Source organism: Mesorhizobium sp. M6A.T.Ce.TU.002.03.1.1 (assembly GCF_003997275.1).
Taxonomy (GTDB): domain Bacteria; phylum Pseudomonadota; class Alphaproteobacteria; order Rhizobiales; family Rhizobiaceae; genus Mesorhizobium; species Mesorhizobium mediterraneum.
Map to the genome: position 1 here is coordinate 14,868 of NZ_RZTI01000031.1, position 22,197 is coordinate 37,064.

Here is a 22,197-nt window from a genome sequence, read left to right on the forward strand (position 1 = left end):
TGGCCTCGGCGAAAAGCCGGCCACGGCTCTTAGCGCGTGAGGTCATAGGAATAATCCGTCACACCCGTCTCGCTCGTCTCGCGATCGAGTTTGTCGAAGATCTTGTCGAGGATCGTCGTCAGCACGCGCAACGCGCCCTGGTAGCCAAAGAGCGCAAAGCGGTGATGATGGTGCCGATCGAAGATCGGAAACATCAGCCGGATCAGCGGTGTTCCGGTGTCGCGCTCCAGGTACTTGCCGTAGGAATTGCCGATCAAAAGGTCCACCGGCTCGGTAAAGAGCAGTGAGCGCAGCGCCCACAGGTCCTTGCCCGCCCAAACCTGGGCAGCCTTGCCGAAAGGCGAGGATGCTAGCAGCTTCTTCAAATCGGCTTCCCATGCCGAGGTGCCATTGGTGGCGAGGCAATGGGTTGGCTCGCCGCCGGTCTCCATGACAAAGCGGGCCATCGCGTGAACGAAGTCGGGATCACCGTAGATGGCGTATTTCTTACCATGCAACCAGGATTGGCTGTCCGCCATGGCGTCTACCAGTCGGCCGCGCTCGAGGCGAATTGCCTCGGGAATCTCCTTGCCGGAAATCGCCGCGACCTCCATCAGGAATTCGTCCGTCGCCTGAACGCCGAGCGGATAGTGGAACGAGGCCGTCGCCTGCCCGACCTCCTCGCAATAGCCCAGTGTCTTTCGGGTGTTGTGATGCTGCAGCGAAAGCGTTGCCTCGGCGTTGAGGGCCTTCTTCACCTCGTTGATCTTCGTGCCCCCGTCATACATGCGGTATTCACCGTCCGAAGGCGTATCGAACTGGTCAGAGGCATCCTGGATCAATGTGTAGGACACGCCCATTACATCGAGCAGGCGCTTGAGCTCCCGGTTGTTGCCGACGCAGAAGCCGTCGAAGCCCGGAATGATGTTGATGGTTCCTTCGATTTGCGTACGCTCCTGGCCTTTCCAGAAGTGCTCCAAAATGCCTTTGACCATGTTGTCATAGCCGTCGACATGACTGCCAACGAAGGCCGGGGTGTGGGCAAAGGGCACGTCGAAGTCGCGCGGGACTGAATCTTCGTCCTTGGCGTTCTGGATGAAGCTGTGCAGGTCGTCGCCAATGACCTCTGCCATACAGGTCGTCGACACGGCAATCATCTTCGGGTCGTAGAGCTGGTAGGTGTTGGCGAGCCCGTCGACCATGTTCTTCAGGCCGCCAAACACCGCCGCATCCTCGGTCATTGAGGAGGAGACCGCCGCGGCAGGCTCCTTGAAATGGCGCGACAGGTGCGAGCGGTAATAGGCGACGCAACCTTGGCTGCCGTGGACGAAGGACATGGTTCGCTCGAAGCCGGCGGCAGCGAATACCGCACCCAGCGGCTGGCAGGCCTTGGCCGGGTTCACGACAAGCGCTTTGCGGGCGAGGTTCTTTTCGCGGTATTCCCACGTCTGGGTGAAATCGCGCTGATCGGAAACGATCTCATCGGGGTGCGGACATTCGAAGTTTAGCTTCTTCTCAGCGAGCATCTTTCTGTATTCCGGCTCGCGGAACAGGGGAGCGTGATCGAGAATTTTTTCAGCCGACTGCGGCATGATGATTACCTCTTTTGCATCTGGCTGCGCGGTACGGCAGCTCAGGACGTCAAGACGTTCCAGGCTCCGGCGGATCAGAGGCCGCGGGAGTTCACCGTCTCAGTGGGAGACTGGGGCTAAAGCAGATGTTTATTCGGCAGCCATCGCCCGCTCATCGCCCCGGCTTCTTTTCCAAGGCGCGTGGAATAGGTCCCAGACCGGGTTGTTGATGGCGAGATCCACATCACGTGCGAAAATGGCAAAGCCATCGTAGCCGTGATACGGGCCTGAATAATCCCAGGAATGCATCTGGCGGAACGGTATGCCCATCTTCTGCACCGGGTATTTTTCTTTGATTCCCGAGCCGACCAGATTTGGGCGAATCCCTTCGATGAATTTCTCCAACTCATAGCCGGTCACGTCATCATAGATCAGCGTGCCGTTCTTCACGTAGTGGCCGGTGCGCTGATAATCGTCGCTGTGGGCGAATTCATAGCCGGTGCCCACGATGACCATGCCGAGGTCCTCGTAGGCCGTGACGACGTGGCGGGGGCGCAGGCCGCCGACATAGAGCATCACGGTATTTCCTTCCAGGCGCGACAGGTACTTGGCGATGACCGCATCAACAAGCGGCCTGTACTTGGCAATGACCTTTTCGGTCTTTTCCTCGATTTCCGGCCCAAAATGCTTGGCTATGTTGCGCAGAGAGGCTTCGATCTGGGAGGGACCGAAGAAATTGTACTCCATCCAGGCGACGCCATACTTTTCCTCCATATGCCGACAGATGTAGTTCATCGACCGGTAGCAGTGGATAAGATTGAGCTTAGCCTTCGGGGCGCGCTCGATCTCTGCGAGTGTGGCGTCACCCGACCAGTTGCCGACCACGCGCAGCCCTATCTCCTCAAGCAGTATGCGCGAGGCCCAGGCATCGCCGCCGATATTGTAGTCGCCGATGACGTTGACGTCGTAGGGGCCGGCCTCGAACTTGACATCCTTTTTGTCGAAGACCCAATCCCGGATCGCATCATTGGCGATGTGGTGGCCAAGCGACTGCGAGACGCCGCGGAAACCCTCGCAGCGTACCGGCACGATCGTCTTGTCATACTCCTTGGTCTTTTTGCGAGAAACCGCCTCGGTGTCATCGCCAATCAGGCCGATAGGGCATTCGGATTGCACGGTGATGCCGTTGTTGAGCGGAAACAAGACTTCAATCTCGTCAATGATCTGTTCCAGCTTCTTGTCGCCGCCGAAGACGATGTCCTTCTCCTGGAAATCGGAGGTGAACTGCATTGTCCCGAACGTGTCGACGCCCGTCGTACCGACGTAGTAGTTGCGGCGCTGCGACCAAGAATATTGGCCGCAGCCGACCGGGCCGTGCGAGATATGGACCATATCCTTGACTGGCCCCCACACCACGCCTTTCGAACCCGCATATGCACAGCCGCGAATCGTCATCACCCCGGGAATGGACTTGATGTTCGATTTGACGTCGCATTCGGAAAGGACCTCGCTTTCCCCGCCAGCCTCGTTGCCGCTCTTTGCGACGTTGAGGTGCTTCTTGCGGCGCTTCGCCGCCTTGTCGGGATAATGCGACAGCACCTCTTCGATAAGCTTCGCATGAAGAGCACCGTCATTCTCGTATTCCCGGCTCATGAGTCCCCTTTCAAGGTTGGGTGACGCCTCAACGAATAGGCGCCGTTCTCTGCAAGGCGCGCCGATTCATGGCAGCGCTAATGTCACTACTGGGCCGCCGCCTTCGCCGCTTCCTTGGAGTGAAGCTCGGCAAGCATCTGCTCGTCGGTCTTCATGATGCCGAAGTCGAGCAGCATCTCCTCCAGCTCCTCCATGGTGATCGGCGTCGGGATCGTACCCTGGCCCGAATTGGCGTGGATCTTCTCGGCCAGAGCGCGGTATTCCCCTGCCTGCTTGGAGTCCGGCGCGTACTGGATCACCGACATCTTCCTGAGTTCGGCATGCTGGACGATGTTGTCGCGGGGCACGAAGTGGATGAGCTTGGAATTCAATCGGCCAGCCAGTGCTTCGGCCAGATCGAGTTCACGGTCGGTTTGACGTTCATTGCAGATCAGCCCGCCCAGCCGCACACCGCCCGAATGGGCATATTTGAGGATGCCCTTGGCGATGTTGTTGGCGGCATAGAGCGCCATCATCTCGCCGGACATGACGATGTAGATCTCCTGGGCCTTGCCTTCGCGGATCGGCATGGCGAAGCCGCCGCATACCACGTCGCCGAGGACGTCATAGGAGACATAATCGACATCGTCATAAGCGCCATTCTCCTCGAGGAAATTGATCGAGGTGATGACGCCGCGGCCGGCGCAACCGACACCCGGCTCGGGGCCGCCGGACTCCACGCACTTGATGCCTCTGTAGCCGACCTTGAGCACGTCCTGGAGTTCGAGGTCTTCCACCGAACCTTCCTGTGCGGCGAGATCCAGGACGGTATCCTGAGCTTTCGAATTCAGGATCAAGCGTGTGGAATCGGCTTTGGGGTCGCATCCTACGATGAGGATTCTCTGCCCGAGGTCGACAAGGGCGGCGAGCGTATTTTGGGAGGTGGTGGACTTGCCGATGCCGCCTTTGCCGTAAAAGGCGATCTGACGCAGACCTGACATAATAGCTTTCCTTCCTTCGTTCTAATCATCGCGACTGCCCGCGACACAAGTGCCGATAGGCAGCTCGTGCCGCCTCACACCAAGCATCGCAAAAAGCGTACCAGCGTGATCGGCCGATCCGAGAAGAAACTTTGTTATTAAATTCCAGCCACTTAGACGGCGGCAAAACGCGCGAGCGGGCCTTTCAGGCCTCTGTCACGGACACGACAAAGCCGACACAGATTGTCGTGCGCCATCGAAACCGCCCTGTGTCGACCTCGAAGCGGGATAATGGGGAGCTAGCCCAAATCTGATGGCGAGACCATCGGAAGACGTCGGCTATTGTCTTTCCGGCCTGCTATTGATCGGGCGGTCGCTGGATGAGCAGGAGCCTGGGGCTTGACCGCCGCGCGGAATAGTTCAGGCAGGCTTGCGGAGCGGGAACGCCGGCGGCCGATAGACATCCGCGCTTAACCTTTCATAGCCCGTCTACGAGTTGGTTCCGCCGAAGGCAAATAATTCAGTACCTTAGCACGAGATCATTGATATTTTCAAAAAGATACGTATTATACGGATATGACGGATTATCGGGACAATTCTATGTCGGTCATTAGCTCGGTTGAATTTCAGCGCAACTTTGGGGTGTATCAGGACAAGGCGCTAGCGGAACCCGTGATCATCAGCAAGAATGGCCGCGAACGGCTTGTGCTGCTTTCGGTCGATGAATACCAGCGCCTAAAGGCGCATCGTGACGGCACTAGCGCGGGGCCTGAGAACGCAGCCCCCCCTGCTTTGCAGAGCACGGCGCACTTTTCACTTAAGAACCAAATACCAACCGAGCCACTAAGGGAATTGCTGTCGCACTTTCATTCGATCAAATCTGCCTTCGTGTACGGTTCAGTCGCCAAAGGCACGGACACAGAACGCAGCGATATCGATTTGATGGTGGTCGGCGATAACCTGAACCTCTCTGAACTTTATTCAGCCGCACAAAACGCGGAACTGAGACTAGGCCGAAAGGTCAGTCCGACATTTCTGTCGCCGGAGGAATGGCAACGAAAGGCGTCGCAGAAAGGGTCGTTTGTCCGCAAGGTAAGTACCCTTCCAAAGATTTTCCTCATCGGCTCGGAGAAAGATTTACAAGCGTGGGCAAGCAAGAACTAGACAACCTCGTAAAGATTGGGCTGATGAAAAGTGAGCCCCCATCGCTGTCCGAATATGACGGCATGCTGGGTGGCGCGCGCAAGAATTTAACTGACGCACAGAAAGGTCTCGACCCCGACAGCCAATTCACTCTCTTATATGGAGCTGCGCATCGGCTTGCCCTGGCAGCCCTACGCCGCGAAGGCTATCGCTCGGACAATCGCACTTCGGTGTTTCAAGCGCTCGTTCATACCGTCGGAACCGACAAGGCTGACATTCAGATTTTTCTAAAGGCGCACAACGAGCGAAACCTCTCCGAGTACGAGGGGCACACAGACATTGATGCCAAATTGCTAGCTAACCTTATTGAGTGCACCACGAGGCTAGAGGTTTCGGTTGGCAAACTAGAACCGCCAGAAGATGACGAGTGAGCGGCAATCGAACACGCGCGGGCAAAGGGTCCGACGGTGCGGGTAGCGTATGCCCCGACCGGAACGAAGCCGAGCCGAGTTGCGCCGTAATCTCGGACGGCTTCACCTGTTGCGTGAACAAATCCATGAGATCGTTGGGCCAGTGAGGAAATCGATCTTCTTTATGGAAGGCATTTAAGCAACGGATGCATTCCCATGCACATCGCCGTTCTGTTTAGCAGCTGCCGTTGACCGGCGGGCCAGCCCCTTTGGCGTTCTGGTGTCTGACAGTCGAGCGTCAGGCCGGACCATGAGATACATCGATAAGGGCTGGACAAGGATGAGAGGGATGACGTGCTTGCGACGGAGGAAACAGTCAAGCAGCTGGGGCGAGAAGGCCAGTTCTTGCGGATTTCAACTTTGCGTGACGACCGCTCATCGGAGTCAAGGACACACGCCGGCAGCGGGCGTCCGGGCGGTTTCCAGCCGCACAATCGCGAGACCGCTGGCGCGAACAAAGCTCGGCTGTACTCGGCACGCGAAGAGAGCCTGCCAAGCCGGCGGAGCCCGGCCTTCCGGTGCGACGCAAGCCGCAGACTAGACCGCCCTCTTGTTACCCCAAAGCAGAACGTGCAGCTGCGGCAACACGCGGGCTTCGAACCACCTGTCGCTGGTCACCCTTTCGACAAGCCATTCCATTCGCATCATTATTCCGTCCAAGTCGACAGAGGCGTCTTCACTGCCGGGGCGCGGCGGCGTGTGATTGCCGGGTTGCAGATAGATCGGAAGGTGCGGATATCGCGCCGCGACTTCTTTGGCGTAGGCATAGTCACTCTCGTCGAAAACGACGAGCTTGAGCACGATTTGCGGCTTCTGTTGCGCCGCTTCGAGGCACGCCTCAAACGCAGCCCAACGGGTCGTCATTTCGCTGGACGGCGGCTTTGGGCTAAGGATCAGCACGTCAAGATCCGCAAACCACTCCCTCACCACGGAACCCTGCGTTTCCAGTGCAAAACGATAGCCCTCGCGATGGCCTCGTTCTATGAGGGGACCGAACGGCTGAATGGCCGGGTTGCCGCCTGACAAGGAGACCATAACCGGCCTGCCGCCGGAAAGCGCATGGACGGTTTGCCACACGGCATCGATCGGCATCGGTAGCCATTCATGGCGATACTGGTTGTCCACCGCGTGAAGGCTGTCGCACCATGAACAGCGATAATCACATCCGCCGGTTCTGATGAACACCGTCGGCAAGCCGATGAGCACGCCCTCGCCCTGGATCGTCGGCCCGAATATCTCGCTCACACGGATAAAGGGATGCATGTCGGTCACGGACGGTATTCCGCCCAAGTTTTCGGTGTTTCGCTAACGCGCACGGCCGCGGTCTGCGGCAGACGTGCCTTGCACCATTCATAGAAATGTCTGGCCAGGCATTCCGCCGTGACCTTCTCATGTCCCAGCACGTCGTTGAGGTGCCGATGGTCGAAGCTCTCGTCAATGTAGCGTTTGAGCGGCGCCAGATCGTGATAGTCGCGCACGAAGCCGTGGGCGTCCAATTCCTTGGCCGACAGCTCCACTACGACGACATAGTTATGCCCGTGCAGGCGCGCACATTGATGGTTGGGAGGCAAGGAGTTGAGCTGATGCGAGGCCGAGAAGTGGAATTCCTTGCTGATGCGGAACATTACGCGCGCCTCCTGCGCAGCGCCTCGAGCCAGAAATCGGCGTCCTCGTAGTCGGTGGGATCAGCGTGCCCGGCGAGATGGAACGCTTCGCGCCGCTCGACGCAGGTCCCGCATCGCCCGCAGTGACGCACGCCGCCCTTGTAACAGGACCAGGTCTCAGCAAACGGGGTGCCGTATCTTGCGCCATCCGCAACAATGTCAGCTTTTCCGAGATTCACATACGGTGCATAGAGGCGTATCTGCGCATAGCCGTCGAGCGCGCGGTCTTGCATTGTCTGGAAAGCTTCAATGAAGGCCGGACGGCAATCGGGATAGATGAAATGGTCCCCACCATGCACGGCCGCCGCCACCGCTTCGGCGTTGTGGGCGGCGGCGAGACCGAAGGCGATTGCCAACATGATGGCATTGCGGTTCGGCACCACCGTAATCTTCATCGTGTCTTCGGCGTAGTGGCCGTCCGGCACGTCGACACTGTCGGTCAGCGCTGAGCCGGAAAGGCCACGGCCGATTTCGCCGATGTCGATGATCTGGTGCGGGACCTTCAGTCGCTGCGCGCAAAGAGCGGCGAAGCCCAATTCCTTCCTGTGCCGTTGGCCATAGTCGAAAGATAGAAGGCCGGTGAGTTCATGCTCCGCTGCCACCATGTGAGCAAGGGAAACGGAGTCCAATCCGCCAGAGCAGACGGCGAGAGTCTTCATCATTGGTATCCTTGTTTTGACCGGGTAAGGCTGCGACCGGAGATTTCTCTGCGCCCCCACTACTCCAGCGACGCAATTTTGTGAACCGGGAGAATTTGCGCTCAGCCCGATTGGAACGAGAATGGGTCGCGTCCAACACGCGTGATCAATAAGAGTTGAGCGCTTCAGCAGTTTGTTCGTGTCGCGCGCACTTTCGCAACCTGCTGTCGGATTCGTCGACTTCGAGACAAGGTGATGTTCGGCCGACATCGGCTGCCTCTCAATTAAGCCGTAGAAACACAGGTTGGCTTTCTGGCCTTCGCTTGCGCGGTTGGCACGACAATTGATGTTCTATTTGTGGGGCGGCACACCCCGCCGACCGCCGGCGTGCCACATGCCACTGGAAGACCACGGCCTTCACCGACATTGTCGCGGGGCGACGTAGTCGTCATGGGCAACCAGCCCGCCCACAAGGCCGCCGGCGTGCGCGACGCGATTGAGGCCGCAGGCGCGAGCCTGCTCTACCTGCCGCCCTACAGTCCCGACTTCAATCCGATTGAGAACGCCTTCGCCAAACTTAAGGCGCTGCTGCGAGCAAAGCCGAGAGAACCATCAAGGCTCTATGAGACGCGTCGGCGCGGTCGTCGACCTCTTCACCCCAGCCGAATGTGCCAACTACTTCAAAGCCGCAGGATATGAACTGGATCAAACAGGACGTGCTCTAGTGGTTTACGCCTGACACAAGAGTTCGGCCCCCACAACCGTTTCGGAATGAGGAGCAGCGCTGCCGCTGCTCCTCCAATCACGCAACGGATTTCACGATGCGCCAACTCGAGCCATGATTTCGGATCGAATGGTCGATGCGGTGTATAGGGACGCATCCAGCGGCAAATCCCCAAATGCCAGTTGACACAGAAGATAATTAGCACCTGCCTCTTCCAACTGATCAAGGAGAGCTTTTCGGACAGAAGCTGCCGTTCCCACGACGCACAATTCACTTTCAATTGCTGCATCGAAGTTCAGAGGCAAGTTTGGTGGAGTGGGAATGGCATTTAGTTCGTATAGAAATTTGAAGCTCTTGAGCCATCGTTCATAGGCAGGTGCTGCGAGCAAATACGCATCTGTTTCAGAACGCTCTATCACCACCATTCGGAGCAATCCAAGAAATGGCGCTTGCTGGCCAATGTCAGCATCGTGAATTCGGGCGGCGCGGAACGCGTCGGTAACGCTGCGAACAGAAGTGGAAGGTCCGACGCAGGCGATGTTTGCCCCATTTGCGGCGGCCCAGCTAGCCGGCTCGGGTCGATTGGTGGCGATCCATGTCGGCGGATGGGGATATTGGTGAGGTCTCAACGTCAGCGGAACGTCTTTCAACTCAAAGTGGCGGCCCTGATAAGAAAGCGTCCCGCCTTTCATCGCATTGATGAGAATCTCGCTGGCCTCCGCATACTGTTCTGGTGCTGCTTCTACAGCAACCCCGAAGTATCCCAATTCTGTGGGAGCAGAGCCGCGCCCTATGCCGAGTTCAAGCCTGCCGCCGCTCAACTGATCAAGCATGCAGATCTCCTCGAAGGCACGCAGCGGATGATAGAGCGCAAGTAGCATTACCATGGGACCAACACGAAGACTGCGGGTTCGCTGGGCGACGCTCGCTAAGAACAAATTCGGTGATGGACCTCTGCCATGCGGCGTACAGTGGTGCTCGGCGAGATGATACGCATAAAAGCCATAGCCATCGCACGCTTCTGCTAGGCTCAGCCGATCTGCATATTGTTGTGCGATGTCATCGCCGTTTTCGTCCAGATGATCGAAGATGCCGAAGGTCAGGCCCGAAGCGGAAATTTTCTTCAATTAATTGTTCTCCAAATTACCTGTTATTTATTCACTAACATCATAGCTTTCGACAGATCGACACCTATTACTTGATGCTTAATGTGAATTGACTTCATGCTTGTGCACACCGCGTTTCTTCTTAAAGTTCATACAGACTCGTTTGGCGGCAGCAAGGAATTTGTCCATCTGCTCTGTGGTGCCAATGCTGACGCGAATACAGTTCTTCAAATCTACGTCAGGAAAGCTGGCGATGAGGATCGCCTGCTCTTTCAACGCGGCTTGCCAGCATGAGCCCTCCTGTCCCGCCGGCACACGGGCCAGCAAAAAGTTTGCGTGGGAGGGTGTTACGGAAAAGCCAAGTTGCAACAGCGCCAGGGTCACTCGCTGTCGTTCATGCTTGATGTGCCTGTGGTTCTCTTCGTAGGCGTGGCGATGCGCAAGAATGCTTTTCCCGACCGCCTGCCCGATCACGTTCATGTTGAAGACATTCTGGATGTTGCGCAGCCTGCCAATGATTTCTGGGTGACCGAAACCGAAGCCGACTCGCACGCCAGCGGCAGCATAGCTCTTTGAAAAAGTCCTCAAGATCAAAAGATTCGGATGTCTATTGACGAGGCGCAGGGCATGGTCGGGTGCGAAGTCAACGTAGGCCTCATCCAAGACGATCAAGCGATCTGCTTGCTCCACAAGGCGTTCGATTTCGGCCACCGGCACGAATGTTCCGGTCGGATTGTTCGGATTAGCCAACAGAATGAACTTCGCGTCTTTTGCGGGGCCGGACAGCAGTTTTTCTATCGGCAGGGGATGAGCTTCGCTCGATGCGATTTCGAGAAACTCGGCACCCTGCAACATGGCAAGTTTACGGTTGAACGAAAATCCGGGCGACAGCATTGCCACTCTATCTCCTGGGGCGAGGAAAGCTCTGTAGATGAGTCCGAGCAGCTCCGACGAACCGTTGCCGGCAATCACCTGATCTTTGGAAAATCCGTAAGCATCGGAGGCAGCTGCCCTTAAGCTGAGATTGTCGTCTTCCGGATAAAGATACTGGTGTTCGATCGCAGCAATTGCACTTTGCATTACGCTCTTCGGCAACGGAAACGGGTTCTCGTTCGTATTTAGCTTAACGCAATTTGCATCCGTCGCTGGTCCGTTGGACGAGAGAGCATCTAATTTGCTGGCCACCGGCGAAAAAAGCGAAAGCACGGTCTTCAGTTTTGCATCGCACATGTTCTTCTCCGTTTTTCAGTCCCGCAGGGCATGTGACATGAGGCAATCGTTGATCGTGACTTGATCGACGTTCGGCTATATCAGCGCTGCCTTCCCACGGATCGCCGACCACGGTTTGGATTTGACACCGGGAAGCTGTCGAGAACCTGATGACGACCCAACGTGTGGCCGACGGCCGATTCGGCGCAACAGACGGTGTTTCAACATCGCATCGTCCTCAAAGCCGCATGCAGGGCCTGCACGACAGCCCGTCTCCAGCGCCCGCAGATAGGTGGAAGCCGAAGTCTTGCCGAACCTCAGTTGCTCTGCCACCTGGCCCACCGGACTGCCCTGTTTATGGGTCAGGCGCAGGATATCTCTGACGCTCGTTCGTCTTGCTTGCTTCCGTCTTGGCATGGGCTCTCTCGGTTTGCTGATGAGAGAGCCAAATACCGGCTCATCTGAGCATGAGACGCAGGCCTGACGATATGGAGCGTCGCTGGTGGCGCGCGTAGCCAAGAGGGTTCGCCTCGCTGGCGGGGCATGCAAGACGGCGCACCTCCTTAGCCATCCTGTCCCATCGTCTCAGATCGTGAGGCGCACCTTATAGTCGGTGAGGAGATCTTGCAGGGTCAGGTTACGCCCTAGCGCTTAAGGTTGTTGGTCGCACCGAGCAAGCGCGGGACCTGTCGACGGACAACAGCGGTGCCACTGCCGGCACTAGGTCGTCCAGCATCACAGTGAACCGCGTACGTAGTATTTTGTCGTAGGCGGCATTCTGGATAGCCGGATACGGGCTCTTCACCCGCTGCACCACCGATTGCGGGATGATGTCGCGAGAAACATTCACGGATTTCGTGAAAAAAGTGTACCCGCCGAAGAGCCCCACTCGCGGGGGCGGTGCAGCACCACCTCGGTGTCACTGCTCGTGTTCATGCGATGGACTAGGCCGGCCAGCTGTTGACGCAGCTCGCGGTAGTTGTAAGTCTCACCCGTGTAGACGAGCACCAAGTCAGGTCGGCCATCCTCCTGGAGCATCCTCGGCTGACGGCCGCCCTGGATATCGATGATTGCCAGGCGGTGGTGTCCCAGCGCCGCAGGCCCGCCGATCCAAGTCCCCTCGTCGTCCGGACCGTGGTTCGCTATGGTGGCCGTCATATCGGCAAGCTCCCTTCGCGCATCGGGACCTCCGAGGTCTCGATTGAAGTCGATCCATTCACAGATGCCGCACAGGTTATGTCGCCGCATTTGGGGCGAAGCAGATATAAGGCCAGTGGGAAACCATCGAGGCAAAGTGACGGATCTAGCCCAGCTACGATCCGCATCCGACATTGTCGGACATCGGACAGCACCGCGATTCGCTGCATAGGAAGCCTGGAGTCGCGATTTCCCTTGGGGGAATCAGCGCATGAAAGGAGAGCTGGGTCGTGTCTGCCGAAATGAGAAATTGCTCCCCCTTATCGCCTCACCGAGGAATGTTACCCAGCGCGATAGACGGACATGCCCTATTTCCCCCCGTTGCAGCTGAGGGAGATAGGGGCCAGCTCTTCATTCAACCCTCATGGAGGATGATCAGCCCAGCCATTTCCATGCGCCGGCCTTCACAAGCCGTGCACCATTCAGGTTCTTTTCCTTGAAGCGCGACGATCCTTGTCAGACGTCGCAACACTTGCTGCCGAGAGCACGAGCTCTTCCTCGAGCATGCCTTGATCTGCGCCTCGAACGGCTCGCACATGCTGGGTTTCAACGACTTCGCAGAGGTTGATATTCTGCAGTGACCTCGTCTCGCTGCTGCACGGCATTGACGCTGGGAGCCATGCTCGCGTGGCGCAATTGTGCTGAAGCCGGTGCCCACGGCAACGTTTCTTAACCCGCCCCAGATCCTGGCGTTTGGCTATTTGCGACATTCGTGTCCGGCTTCGGACAAAGGCCGGGTTTGCCGAACGGAGTCGCACCCAATTTCCAGTGCTGCTTGAGCAATAATATCGACCGGCATTACTGCACAACACGAAAGTTGCTGCAAAAACCGAAGTGAACCCAAGGCATCGGGTCAATTGGCATGGCGCTTGCGACTCGGTCGATAGAACGCAGTCAAAATCACGGTTGCAGACCATGCCTACCTCTCAAAGCTCGATAAAGCACGCGAGCAAAATTCCCCGTCTCCGCGGAAGCTCGTCGCCGTTAAACGTGCCTGCTCGGGGGCGGTCTTGCACAAGACCGGTCCGAGGCAACCACGCCAAGGCGCGAGGCTGCCGGAACTGTCGACCGAAGTCGATGCCGCTTCAGTTTAACCGAAAAATGCACCGTACCACTTTGGCCTGAGAGCAAATCAATGACCTATAGAAAGAACGTTCCTCTCGTGACCTTTCGCACGCGTGTTCGCGATGAGTCGATCGGGGGGCCAAATCCTTATCGGTGGGAGAACAAGACCTCCGACGATTATTTCGGGGGCAAGCGCGTCATCCTGTTCTCGCTGCCTGGCGCCTTCACCCCGACCTGCTCGACCTTCCAACTGCCCGATTTCGAAAAACTCTATGATCAATTTCTGGAACTGCGAATTGACGCGATCTACTGCGTCTCGGTCAACGATGCTTTCGTCATGAATGCGTGGGGAAAGTCCTTGGGGCTGCAGAAGATCGAGCTGATCCCAGACGGGTCGGGCGAGTTCACGCGCAAAATGGGCATGCTGGTCGCGAAGGACAATCTGGGCTTTGGCATGCGCTCCTGGCGATACGCCGCTCTGATCGACGATGGCGTGGTGGAGCAGTGGTTCGAGGAGGAAGGCTTCTGTGACAACTGCGAGACGGACCCCTATGGCGTTTCATCCCCGCAAAACGTTCTCGACAAATTGAAGGCGGCGGCATGACCCAGAAGTGGAAAGTCTCACACAACCCAAGCACACACTAGAGCCTCCTCGGCAGATTACGGTTCAACATGCATCTCTCAGCAAGCCTGGTTCAACGCCAGAAGCAACGTATGGTCTTATCGCCTCAAGCCATTGAAGCTATTCGCTTGCTGCGATTGACGCATACTGAACTCCATCAGCTCGTGCAGCAGGCACTCGAGAAGAACCCCGTTTTGAAGCCTGACCCGTTTGACGACGATTCGCCGCTGTCAGGGGTGGATCAGCGGAGCAGTCAAAGCAGAAGCGAAATCGGCGAATCGCCCATTGGCGGGCCGTCTGGCGGGCGCGGGCAATGGAAGTCGCAACGCAGTAGCGGCAACGATCGACCTGCCGTCGAGGAGTTTACCGCCCACACCGAAACATTGCACGACCATGTCGCCCGCCAGGTCGCCCTCACCCCGTTCACCCCCCAGGAGCGGCTGATTGCCGGACAGCTCGCCGCCCATCTGGAGGACACTGGCTATCTTCAGGTAAACCTTTTCGATCTGGCCAGGAGGTTAAACGTTCGGCAAGCTGATGTGGAACGGGTCATCGGAATCTTGCAGCAATTTGATCCGCCGGGCATTTTTGCGCGAACTCTCAGCGAATGCCTGGAGATTCAGCTGCGCCAGCAAGACCGGTTCGACCCGGCTATGGCAGCTTTGGTCGCCAATCTCGAGATGCTTGCACGGGGGGATTTTCAGGGATTGAAGCAGCGTTGCGGAGTCGACGAGGAGGATCTCCTCGACATGAGGAACGAAATCCGCGCGCTCGATCCCAAGCCTGGAGACCGGTTCCAGTCCGGGACGCCGGAAACCATCGTACCGGACGTCTGGGTAATGCCCAAGTCCGAAGGTGGATGGCGGGTGGAGCTTGATCCGGCCACGCTGCCCAAAGTGTTGATCAACCACACCTATGTCGCCGAAATCTCGCAGCTGACCAAGCAAAATCCGGAAGGCAAAGCGTTTCTCGACCATTGCCAGGAAAAAGGGAACTGGCTGATCAGCAGTCTCAAGCAGCGCGCTAAGACGATCCTTAAGGTTGCGATCGAAATCGTGCGCCAGCAGGATGCCTTTTTTACACACGGCGCCGCCCATCTGCGGCCTCTCTGTCTCAAAAATGTCGCTGACGAGATCGGCATGCACGAGTCGACGGTAAGCCGGGTGACTTCGAACAGGTACATGTTGACTCCGCGCGGGGTGTTCGAGCTGAAGTATTTTTTCGCTGCGCCAATCGCATCCTGCGAGGGCGGCGACGCGCACTCCGCCAAAGCTGTCCGCCATCGGATCAAGGCAATCATAGCCGAAGAATCGCTCGACAAGGTACATTCCGACGAAGACATCGTTGCTCAACTCAAGGAGACCGGCATCGATGTCGCTCGCCGTACCGTCACCAAATATCGCGAGGCGATGAACATCCCTTCCTCCATACGACGGCGCCGCGATAAGCGTTTGTCCGCAGCTGCGATCAAGCGAAGTGACTAACCGGCATTCCTGGTCGGCGAGAGGCGACTCTCAACTTCCTCCGGGCCGAAGCAGCTTTCGAAGTCCTGGCATTCCCGACAACTGGGTGCAGTGCATGACGAAAAGCCTTCGGCCTCACACAGCTTGCGGTAAAAGTACTTTTTCCATTTCATGTTTTCTGTGTTGCCTGCCGCCAGCGCGGGAAAATGTCTGGCAAGCAGGCGGCTGAGCTCAGCGCGATTTGAGAGGCCAAGATCCCGCCAAAGATGGTCCGTGCGCATCGCACGCCGGGCGATGATCTTGGCCAAGCGGCCGCTCGCCGGGTCGGCCGGCGCAGCATGCGCTAGCAGCAGCCGGCGTAGCAGCTCCTCTTCCAGTTCCGGCTCGGGCTCGCTCAACTCCTCCAAAGCGAATACGCTGCTGGAGGTAGACGGGAAAGTTGCGGCCAAGACATCACGCAATTCGACAGACGAAAGGCCTGTCCCCTCCGTCGCCAACACCTCGCCCGCCTGGACCTCCTCAAGCGAACGTGAATGTACGCAGGGCAGCACATGCTGATCGAAGCTCCTCCCTAGCTCGGACCCACGCCATTGCGCGCTGGATAGGCAGCCATCATCGTAACGGCCGGCTTCAGCTTCCGGCATGACAAAGCGCCTTGTTGACCGCAGGGATGATCTTGTCGCCCCAGAGCTCGATCTGGCGCAGCATCGTCTTTTGGTCGAAGTCGCCCAATTGAGTCTGAACTGCGATCTGGTCCGGTTTCAAGATATCGATCTCTTCCAGCAGGCGATCAATCACGCGATTTACGCTGCCAATCGGCAAATTTTTGCGCATGGTCTCGAAGGACAGATCCTGCTGGGTCGGTGTCTCCTGCAGCAGGTAGCCATCGTGGCTCTGTTGGCGGCGCTGATGCAGGGCTTCAGAAAGCCGGCGCTGGAAGCGGGCATTGTCGAGATAGCTGTTGATCTCCAACTCGTCGTGGCTGGCATAGCAGCAGCGCAGCAGCGATATCTTGACGTCGGTGACGTTCTTTTCCTCGGATGCCGCCGCCCTCTCGACTGATTCACGCAGTGTGGTCAAAGTCTCTAAGCCGTCGTGGAAGGCTGTGACAAAAAAATTGTGCCCCTCGCGGTAGGCCCGAGCCATCCGTGCGGCTCCGCCAGCGATCCAGATAGGCGGCGTCGGCTGCTGGACTGTGCGGACCGAAATCGCTGTTGGGGGGATCTTCTCATACTGGCCGTCGTGTTCGAAGACGTTTTGGTTGAGGCCCTTGAGAATGATGTCCAGGTATTCCGAAAAGACGGCCGGCGCCTCATTGATGTCCACGCCGAACCGTTCGAACTCGAACTGCTGGTATCCCAAGCCTACGCCGAGCTCGAGACGGCCGTTCGCAACGATGTCGGCGAAGCCGATCTCGGACAGCAGGCGCTGCGGTTGGTAAAGCGGCAGCACGCAGACGGCAGTGCCCAGGCGAATCGTGCTTGTCAAGCCGGCGCAGTGCGCCACCATCATCAGCGGGGATGGTATGAGGCTGTAATTGTTGAAGTGGTGCTCAGCAAACCACGCGGTGTTGAACCCAGCCTGCTCCGAAGCGACGGCCTGTTCGATGGAGTTGCGGATGACGCTTTCTGAGGATTGGTGATAGCCACGCTGGGCGGCCAGAATGAAAGTGGCAAATTCCATGATTTCTCCTCGTTATAGACACGTCAGCCGACCGGGAATGTGCTCGGCATGCACATGCTTGGATCTCAAGCACCTCGGGTGCGTCGTGGAGCCGAGGCTTCATAATGCTCGGCCGGTCGCCTGCGAAGGCCTGGCAATTAACCTGCGGCCTCCGCAAAACATTCGTCATAGAGTTCGCTGGCGTTTCCCGCATCACCGAACGAGGTCCAGCCGCCGTCCACGTAGAGGATCGAGCCGTTGATGTATGAGGCGTCAGACGAAGCAAGGAAGAACGATGCATCTGCGACGTCTTCTGGCCGTCCCATCCTGCCCATGGGGATGCGTCGTCCGATTGCTGCCAGGTCGATGCGGCCGGCTTTGGCCAACTGAGCAAGTGCGGGCGTGCGGATGTGGCCAGGAGCGACGGTGGCTGTCCGAATTCCGACCGGCCCGAGTTCGGCCGCCATGCAACGGGTCAGCATATCCATCCCCGCCTTGGAGGCGCCGTAGGCATGGCGCGGCGCGAACGGCAGAAAGCTGTCGATCGACCCGAGATTGAGGATCACGCCGCCCCGGCGCATAGCCTTGATCGCTTCGCGCGCGCAGGTGAAAGCGCCGGTAAGGTTGACATCCAGGACGTGTTCGAGCTGTTTCGACAGTTGCTCGATCGCAGGCACAATCCTGTCGGCGGTATCAGCACTATTGACCAGAACATCGATATACCCGAAGCGTCCCCTCAGTTCTTCGAACACCGACACCACATCGCTCTCGACGGCCACGTCCAGCGATTTCGCCAGATGCTTGCCGGGGAGCGATGTAGCCAGCTCTGCCGCTGCAGTGCCATCTTTATCAGCAATCACGACGGTGTCGCCGTTCGCGGCAAAGCGGCGAGCGACGGCCGCGCCAATGCTTTTTGCGCCACCGGTGACGAGCACGATTCGCGCATCTGTGCATTCGGCCGGACAGGAGAGCTCGGCTTGGAGCGCACCATCCACCGGCGGGTGAGCATCCCCCGGCTGGTTGAATGACATCCAGCCTCCGTCGACTGCCAGCACCGAGCCGGTGATGTAGCGCGCCTGCGTGCTGCTCAGAAAACGCACGACCCTGGCGATCTCGTCGGGGCGAGCCAAGCGCCCCATCGGCACGCGGCGGCGTATCGCCGCGAGGTCCATTTTGCCAGCGCGTGCCAGCTCTGTGACCATTGGGGTGCGGACGGAGCCCGGCGCCACCGCCGTGACGCGGATTCCTCGCATAGCCCACTCGCATGCAAGGGACTTTGTCAACGAGATCACGCCAGCTTTCGAGGCTGCGTAGGCGTTGCGCCTGGGATTGCCGACCACGCCCGCCATCGAAGCCACATTGACGATCGCACCGCCCGGCCTCATTCGCCGCGCCGCTTCCCTGGCCATAACGAATGGCCCAATAAGGTTCACTGTCACGCCGCGTCGGAAGGTATCGACAGCGGTGTCGATGATCCTATCCATCGTGGGTCCAACCGCCGCATTGTTGATGAGGACATCGATTTGCGCGAACCGTGCTTCGACCTGGCCGAAAAGTGAGAGCATGTCCTTCTCTCGCGACACATCGCACTCCAGACCGACGTGCGGCGACCCGAGATCCCGAGCCAGTTCAACCACACCACTGCCCGGAAGGTCCACCGCAACTACAGTGTCTCCGTCCGCGGCAAGGATATCGACCAGGGCACGGCCGATCCCGCCCGCAGCGCCTGTGATGATTACGGTGCGTGCTGCCAGTTTCACGAGAGCTTCTCCACGATGACCGCTTGTGATCTCAGCCCATCAACCTTGGGCGGAATGAAGGGTCGAGCCAAATCGTTGCAGTGACCGCCAGTTGCGGCCCCACACAGATGTCGTTCCCGTAAGGCGCTCATCCTCCATTTCTACCCACTTATGCAGCTCCCAGTTGGGGCCCCTCGACGCCATCTTGGTCGGTGGGGATGTGACCCTTGAGCAACTGGTAGATGGGATCGTCTGGATGTGGTGCTCCAATCGGCTGTCGCCGGCCGAACCTATCTGCCTCAAGAATCGCTGGCGGGATTTGCTCCTCAACCCAATCGTAGACGACTGTCCGTTCCGCAATTCGCCACTCGTCCTGCCTCTTCTGAAACAGATCGCAGTAACGGCCGCAAAGCAGCGTCTGACGTATTTCTTGGTCTGTATCCGGTCCGCGTTGCAGCGCGGTGAAATAGCTCTCGACCGCGGCCTCTGCTGAACTGATGAAGTCGATCAGGCTGTTCGTGATTTGATGGATGTTACGGTGCCCCGGCAGACCGAGAGCAAATTGGATGAAGTCCTCTGCCGGTCCGCAATAGGGACCGTGCCTGTCATACGCTTCGGGCCAGTATGCGCTACGCAGCGCCGCCTCATCGGCGCGGTCTATCCCGCGGCAGTACCGATACAGGCAGTTGCGGATCGCCTCTCGGTCACGCAGTTCGGTAATTTTCGCGTGGTCGACAGGGTCTGTCGCGAATTGTATGATTGTTTTGTCCTTCCCGATGCCAGTCTGCACTTTGCGTGTGTCTCTCTCTACAACTGAGTTAGCGGGGGGCTCGTCAACTTCCAGAGCTTGTTCGGGGCAGGCTCGTACCCCTTTTGAGGCAAGCAGTTGCTCCCCATCGGCAACATCAATATCACCGGGCAAGATGTAGCCGGCGTCATCAAGCTTGAAGACTCTCGGCGCCCGCGCCCAGCAGCGCGCATGACCCTGGCATCTGGCTTTATGTACGACGACACGCATAGCGAACTCCAATGTCGTTGGCTGAAACTTCAGGACCAGTCCAGGATCAGATTCTCGATCCCGAACACATGGCCGCCGAAGGTGATAGGTTCAGTCCCTGTCTTGATCCGAAAGGCTGGGATGCGCGCCAGCCACTCCTCCAGGCCAATGACAATCTCCCGCCGGGCAAGGTGTGAGCCAAGACAACGATGGGGACCATAGCCAAAGGCAGCGTGCCGGTTGTCCTCGCGCGCCAGATCGATCTCATTCGGGCATTCGAATTCCGCCGGGTCACGATTGGCAATCATCGTGGCACAGGAAACATAGTCTCCCTTGCGGATCGGCGCGCCTTTGAAGTCGACATCCTTCGTTGCCACTCGGATCATCTGAATGGTCGAATAGGCGCGCAGCAATTCTTCCGCAGCGACGGCAATCCGGTCCGGTTCGCTTCGTAGCAATTCCTGATCTTTGGGGTTGCGCGCGAGATGGGCCAAGTCGAAGCATATGGCTGCTGAGACCGTGTCGAGTCCCGCGACGAACACAAGCACGCCGATGCCACGGACTTCTTCGTCACTGAGCAGACGACCCTCGACCTTTGCCTTCACGATGAAGGTCATGAAATCATCGACCGGCTCCTTGCGGCGCTCGGTGGCAAGTTCGTCGATGAAGGCCACGATCGTCCGGGCTGCGGGTGGTCGTTGCTCCTTATCGCCGTGGAGCAGATCTCTAGCCCAGCCGACAAATGTTTCTAGTCCGTTGTCCGAAAGCCCAATAAAGCGAAGGAAGATATTGACCGCGAACGGAACTGCAAAATCCTTCATGATGTCGCAGCTCGTGCCTGATGCGGCGATCCTGTCGATCAGCTTGATCGCTCGTTCCCGGACAGCCGGCTCCAATGCCATTACCCGCTTTGGCGAAAGCAGCGGATTGAGCAGTGAGCGAAAAACACCGTGGAATGGCGGATCGAGCTCAAGCGGGATCATCGGCCAGCTCTCGCCGAGCACAGAGGCGAAGATGCTGCGATGGCTGGAAAACGTTTCGGTGTCCTGCAGCACCCGGCGCTGGTCGCTCGCGCGAGTGATGACCCAGGTACCCCGACCGTCGCGCGTGTTGCTGGTTGAATAAAAGATCGGAGGCCCGGCATGAACGCAAGCAACCGCTGCATGCGGATCCCCGTTAGCGGTCGGCAACATGCCGGGCGACGTAAACAGGCTGAAGTCCCTCACCATTTCGGGCGGGACATGATCTGGAACCGGCCGCGATTTAACCGCGCCAGAATCGAGAGACCGTTCATGAGATGCTGTCGGCATTTGCATGCAATCGTTGGTGCAAGCTCCGTGCCGAATTCGTCTTTCGATAATCCTTGCTGTTTGCTGGGCAGCAGGTGGCGCCTGCGCTGACTTGCTGGTCGGGATTGCAACATTCTTGTCCAGCGTCGGACACAGAATGTAGAAAGCTAGACACCGACTTGGAGCAACTCAACTGGTGGGATCGCTAGCCGATCATGTGCCCGGGGAGCATCCAGTTCGAAAGCTTGCGCTAAGCGGCTTGGTGACTTGGCCGAGGTCACCCAGGTGGAAATGACCAACACTTGGGGTAAGCCTAGTGGCGCTCCCCTCGATGATGTCTGGCGGGGTGGTTAGCCGCCTCCGTGGGACAAGATCAGTCTACACGAATGGGCTATAGCCCCTCCTCGCCTGCCTCACTGGCCGTCCTTCAGAGCCGGCCAGACGAGCTTTTGTCTTTCAGCAGGGCGTTTTTCTCGCCAGCTACAGAGCCACACCGACGCCGTTAATGAGCGTCCAGTCGACGGATTGGATGGCCTGTCCATCTTGCCCAGCACCTTGGCTTCGCATTTGCCGGTGCGGCGGAAGCCTTCAAGACGCAGTTCTTGACCTTCTCCAGATCAGCCTCGGACGGATATCGGCAAGGGTTCAGCTCGTCCTTTTGAACTTGCGCATCTTCGTGTTGGCGAACCCCAGGCCGCCCGACATGTTTGCGGTCTATCCGGCACCTCAACTTCGAACAACCTTGCGGCAAGCTCTTGGGATAGCCCACGCTCGTGCCTCCACCACCCGCTCAGCAGAGCCAGATTTGTCGTTGAAGGCACGGAACTTGCGCAGTCATTCGCAGATGCGTCACGGACCAAGAGTGTAGTCCCATGAATTCGATCACCAAAAAGGCCGCCCGACGTTGCTGGGACCGCCTGCAATTACCTTATCCCAAAATTGGGAGCAACGGCTTCAAAAGGGATAACTCATCACCTCAATTTTGTCGATCGCGCGGCATCGAACCGCAGCCATCGATCAGACTTCCGCCTCGTTGCACTCATTGCG

General features: G+C 58.0%; 18 protein-coding genes and 2 pseudogenes. 5 read left to right on the forward strand and 15 right to left on the reverse strand.

Going from position 1 to position 22,197, the window contains the following annotated elements; all coding sequences use genetic code 11:
• Window positions 1-29: 29 nt before the first annotated feature.
• The 3 genes from nifK to nifH all read right to left on the reverse strand — a co-directional run bounded on the left by nifK (window position 30) and on the right by nifH (window position 4,183).
• Window positions 30-1,571, reverse strand: coding sequence for a nitrogenase molybdenum-iron protein subunit beta (gene nifK / locus EOC93_RS12430; protein WP_024505263.1), 1,542 nt, complete (start codon window positions 1,569-1,571; stop codon window positions 30-32).
• 129 nt (window positions 1,572-1,700) lie between these two features.
• The gene (nifD, locus tag EOC93_RS12435) at window positions 1,701-3,203 is read right to left on the reverse strand and encodes a nitrogenase molybdenum-iron protein alpha chain (protein ID WP_024505262.1); all 1,503 of its coding nucleotides are present in this window, start codon (window positions 3,201-3,203) and stop codon (window positions 1,701-1,703) included.
• Window positions 3,204-3,289: 86 nt separating this feature from the next.
• Window positions 3,290-4,183: a nitrogenase iron protein gene (nifH, locus tag EOC93_RS12440; RefSeq protein WP_024505261.1), complete on the reverse strand. Its 894-nt coding sequence runs from the start codon at window positions 4,181-4,183 to the stop codon at window positions 3,290-3,292.
• 579 nt (window positions 4,184-4,762) lie between these two features.
• On the opposite strand from nifH, the gene EOC93_RS12445 reads away from it, so the two are divergent.
• Both EOC93_RS12445 and EOC93_RS12450 read left to right on the forward strand, forming a co-directional pair.
• Window positions 4,763-5,326, forward strand: a complete 564-nt coding sequence (locus tag EOC93_RS12445) for a type II toxin-antitoxin system prevent-host-death family antitoxin (RefSeq protein ID WP_240992587.1) — start codon at window positions 4,763-4,765, stop codon at window positions 5,324-5,326.
• A complete protein-coding gene (locus EOC93_RS12450) occupies window positions 5,308-5,736 on the forward strand; it encodes a hypothetical protein (RefSeq protein WP_029356531.1) in 429 nt (142 codons plus the stop codon). The genes EOC93_RS12445 and EOC93_RS12450 overlap by 19 nt, the downstream gene beginning before the upstream one ends.
• Before the next feature lie 576 nt (window positions 5,737-6,312).
• On the opposite strand, the gene queE is transcribed toward EOC93_RS12450, so the two are convergent.
• Genes queE through queC form a run of 3 tightly spaced genes read right to left on the reverse strand, consistent with a single transcriptional unit; the run spans window position 6,313 to window position 8,098 of the window.
• Window positions 6,313-7,038, reverse strand: coding sequence for a 7-carboxy-7-deazaguanine synthase QueE (queE, locus tag EOC93_RS12455; RefSeq protein ID WP_164547284.1), 726 nt, complete (start codon window positions 7,036-7,038; stop codon window positions 6,313-6,315).
• Window positions 7,039-7,043: 5 nt separating this feature from the next.
• A complete protein-coding gene (gene queD, locus EOC93_RS12460; RefSeq protein WP_126104984.1) occupies window positions 7,044-7,400 on the reverse strand; it encodes a 6-carboxytetrahydropterin synthase QueD in 357 nt (118 codons plus the stop codon).
• Window positions 7,400-8,098: a 7-cyano-7-deazaguanine synthase QueC gene (gene queC, locus EOC93_RS12465; RefSeq protein WP_127204754.1), complete on the reverse strand. Its 699-nt coding sequence runs from the start codon at window positions 8,096-8,098 to the stop codon at window positions 7,400-7,402. The genes queD and queC overlap by 1 nt, the downstream gene beginning before the upstream one ends.
• A 399-nt stretch (window positions 8,099-8,497) precedes the next feature.
• Between queC and EOC93_RS12470 the strand changes: the two are divergent.
• Window positions 8,498-8,816 (forward strand): annotated as a pseudogene (locus EOC93_RS12470) (transposase); the annotation flags it as partial.
• Window positions 8,817-8,893: 77 nt separating this feature from the next.
• On the opposite strand, the gene EOC93_RS12475 reads toward EOC93_RS12470, so the two are convergent.
• The 3 genes from EOC93_RS12475 to EOC93_RS12485 all read right to left on the reverse strand — a co-directional run bounded on the left by EOC93_RS12475 (window position 8,894) and on the right by EOC93_RS12485 (window position 12,274).
• Window positions 8,894-9,928 carry an LLM class flavin-dependent oxidoreductase gene (locus EOC93_RS12475; protein WP_126104983.1) on the reverse strand — a complete coding sequence of 345 codons (1,035 nt, stop codon included), beginning with the start codon at window positions 9,926-9,928 and terminating at the stop codon, window positions 8,894-8,896.
• A gap of 78 nt (window positions 9,929-10,006) precedes the next feature.
• Complete coding sequence (gene hisC, locus EOC93_RS12480) at window positions 10,007-11,137, reverse strand: histidinol-phosphate transaminase (RefSeq protein ID WP_126104982.1); 1,131 nt, start codon at window positions 11,135-11,137, stop codon at window positions 10,007-10,009.
• A gap of 825 nt (window positions 11,138-11,962) precedes the next feature.
• Entirely contained in the window at window positions 11,963-12,274 is a 312-nt protein-coding gene (locus EOC93_RS12485) for a hypothetical protein (RefSeq protein WP_206437555.1), read from the reverse strand.
• Window positions 12,275-13,448: 1,174 nt separating this feature from the next.
• Here EOC93_RS12485 and EOC93_RS12490 point away from each other — a divergent pair.
• Window positions 13,449-13,982 (forward strand): peroxiredoxin, encoded by a 534-nt coding sequence (locus EOC93_RS12490; protein ID WP_126104981.1) that lies wholly within the window; start codon window positions 13,449-13,451, stop codon window positions 13,980-13,982.
• A 68-nt stretch (window positions 13,983-14,050) separates the two neighbouring features.
• Window positions 14,051-15,484: an RNA polymerase factor sigma-54 gene (gene rpoN / locus EOC93_RS12495; protein WP_127204747.1), complete on the forward strand. Its 1,434-nt coding sequence runs from the start codon at window positions 14,051-14,053 to the stop codon at window positions 15,482-15,484.
• Here the strand turns inward: rpoN and EOC93_RS12500 are convergent.
• From EOC93_RS12500 to EOC93_RS12520, 6 genes and pseudogenes are all read right to left on the reverse strand, one after another.
• Complete coding sequence (locus EOC93_RS12500; protein ID WP_029356557.1) at window positions 15,481-16,107, reverse strand: nitrogen fixation protein NifQ; 627 nt, start codon at window positions 16,105-16,107, stop codon at window positions 15,481-15,483. The two genes, rpoN and EOC93_RS12500, sit on opposite strands and share 4 nt — an antisense overlap.
• The gene (locus EOC93_RS12505) at window positions 16,094-17,146 is read right to left on the reverse strand and encodes an LLM class flavin-dependent oxidoreductase (protein WP_126104978.1); all 1,053 of its coding nucleotides are present in this window, start codon (window positions 17,144-17,146) and stop codon (window positions 16,094-16,096) included. The genes EOC93_RS12500 and EOC93_RS12505 overlap by 14 nt, the downstream gene beginning before the upstream one ends.
• A 137-nt stretch (window positions 17,147-17,283) precedes the next feature.
• On the reverse strand, window positions 17,284-18,885 hold the full coding sequence (locus tag EOC93_RS12510; RefSeq protein WP_127204748.1) for an SDR family oxidoreductase: 1,602 nt from the start codon (window positions 18,883-18,885) through the stop codon (window positions 17,284-17,286).
• Window positions 18,886-19,033: 148 nt separating this feature from the next.
• Entirely contained in the window at window positions 19,034-19,621 is a 588-nt protein-coding gene (locus tag EOC93_RS12515) for a nuclear transport factor 2 family protein (protein ID WP_050580531.1), read from the reverse strand.
• A 138-nt stretch (window positions 19,622-19,759) separates the two neighbouring features.
• A pseudogene (locus EOC93_RS34760) lies at window positions 19,760-19,882 on the reverse strand (ferredoxin); the annotation flags it as partial.
• A gap of 29 nt (window positions 19,883-19,911) precedes the next feature.
• Window positions 19,912-21,090 (reverse strand): cytochrome P450, encoded by a 1,179-nt coding sequence (locus EOC93_RS12520; RefSeq protein WP_164759124.1) that lies wholly within the window; start codon window positions 21,088-21,090, stop codon window positions 19,912-19,914.
• Window positions 21,091-22,197: the final 1,107 nt, after the last annotated feature.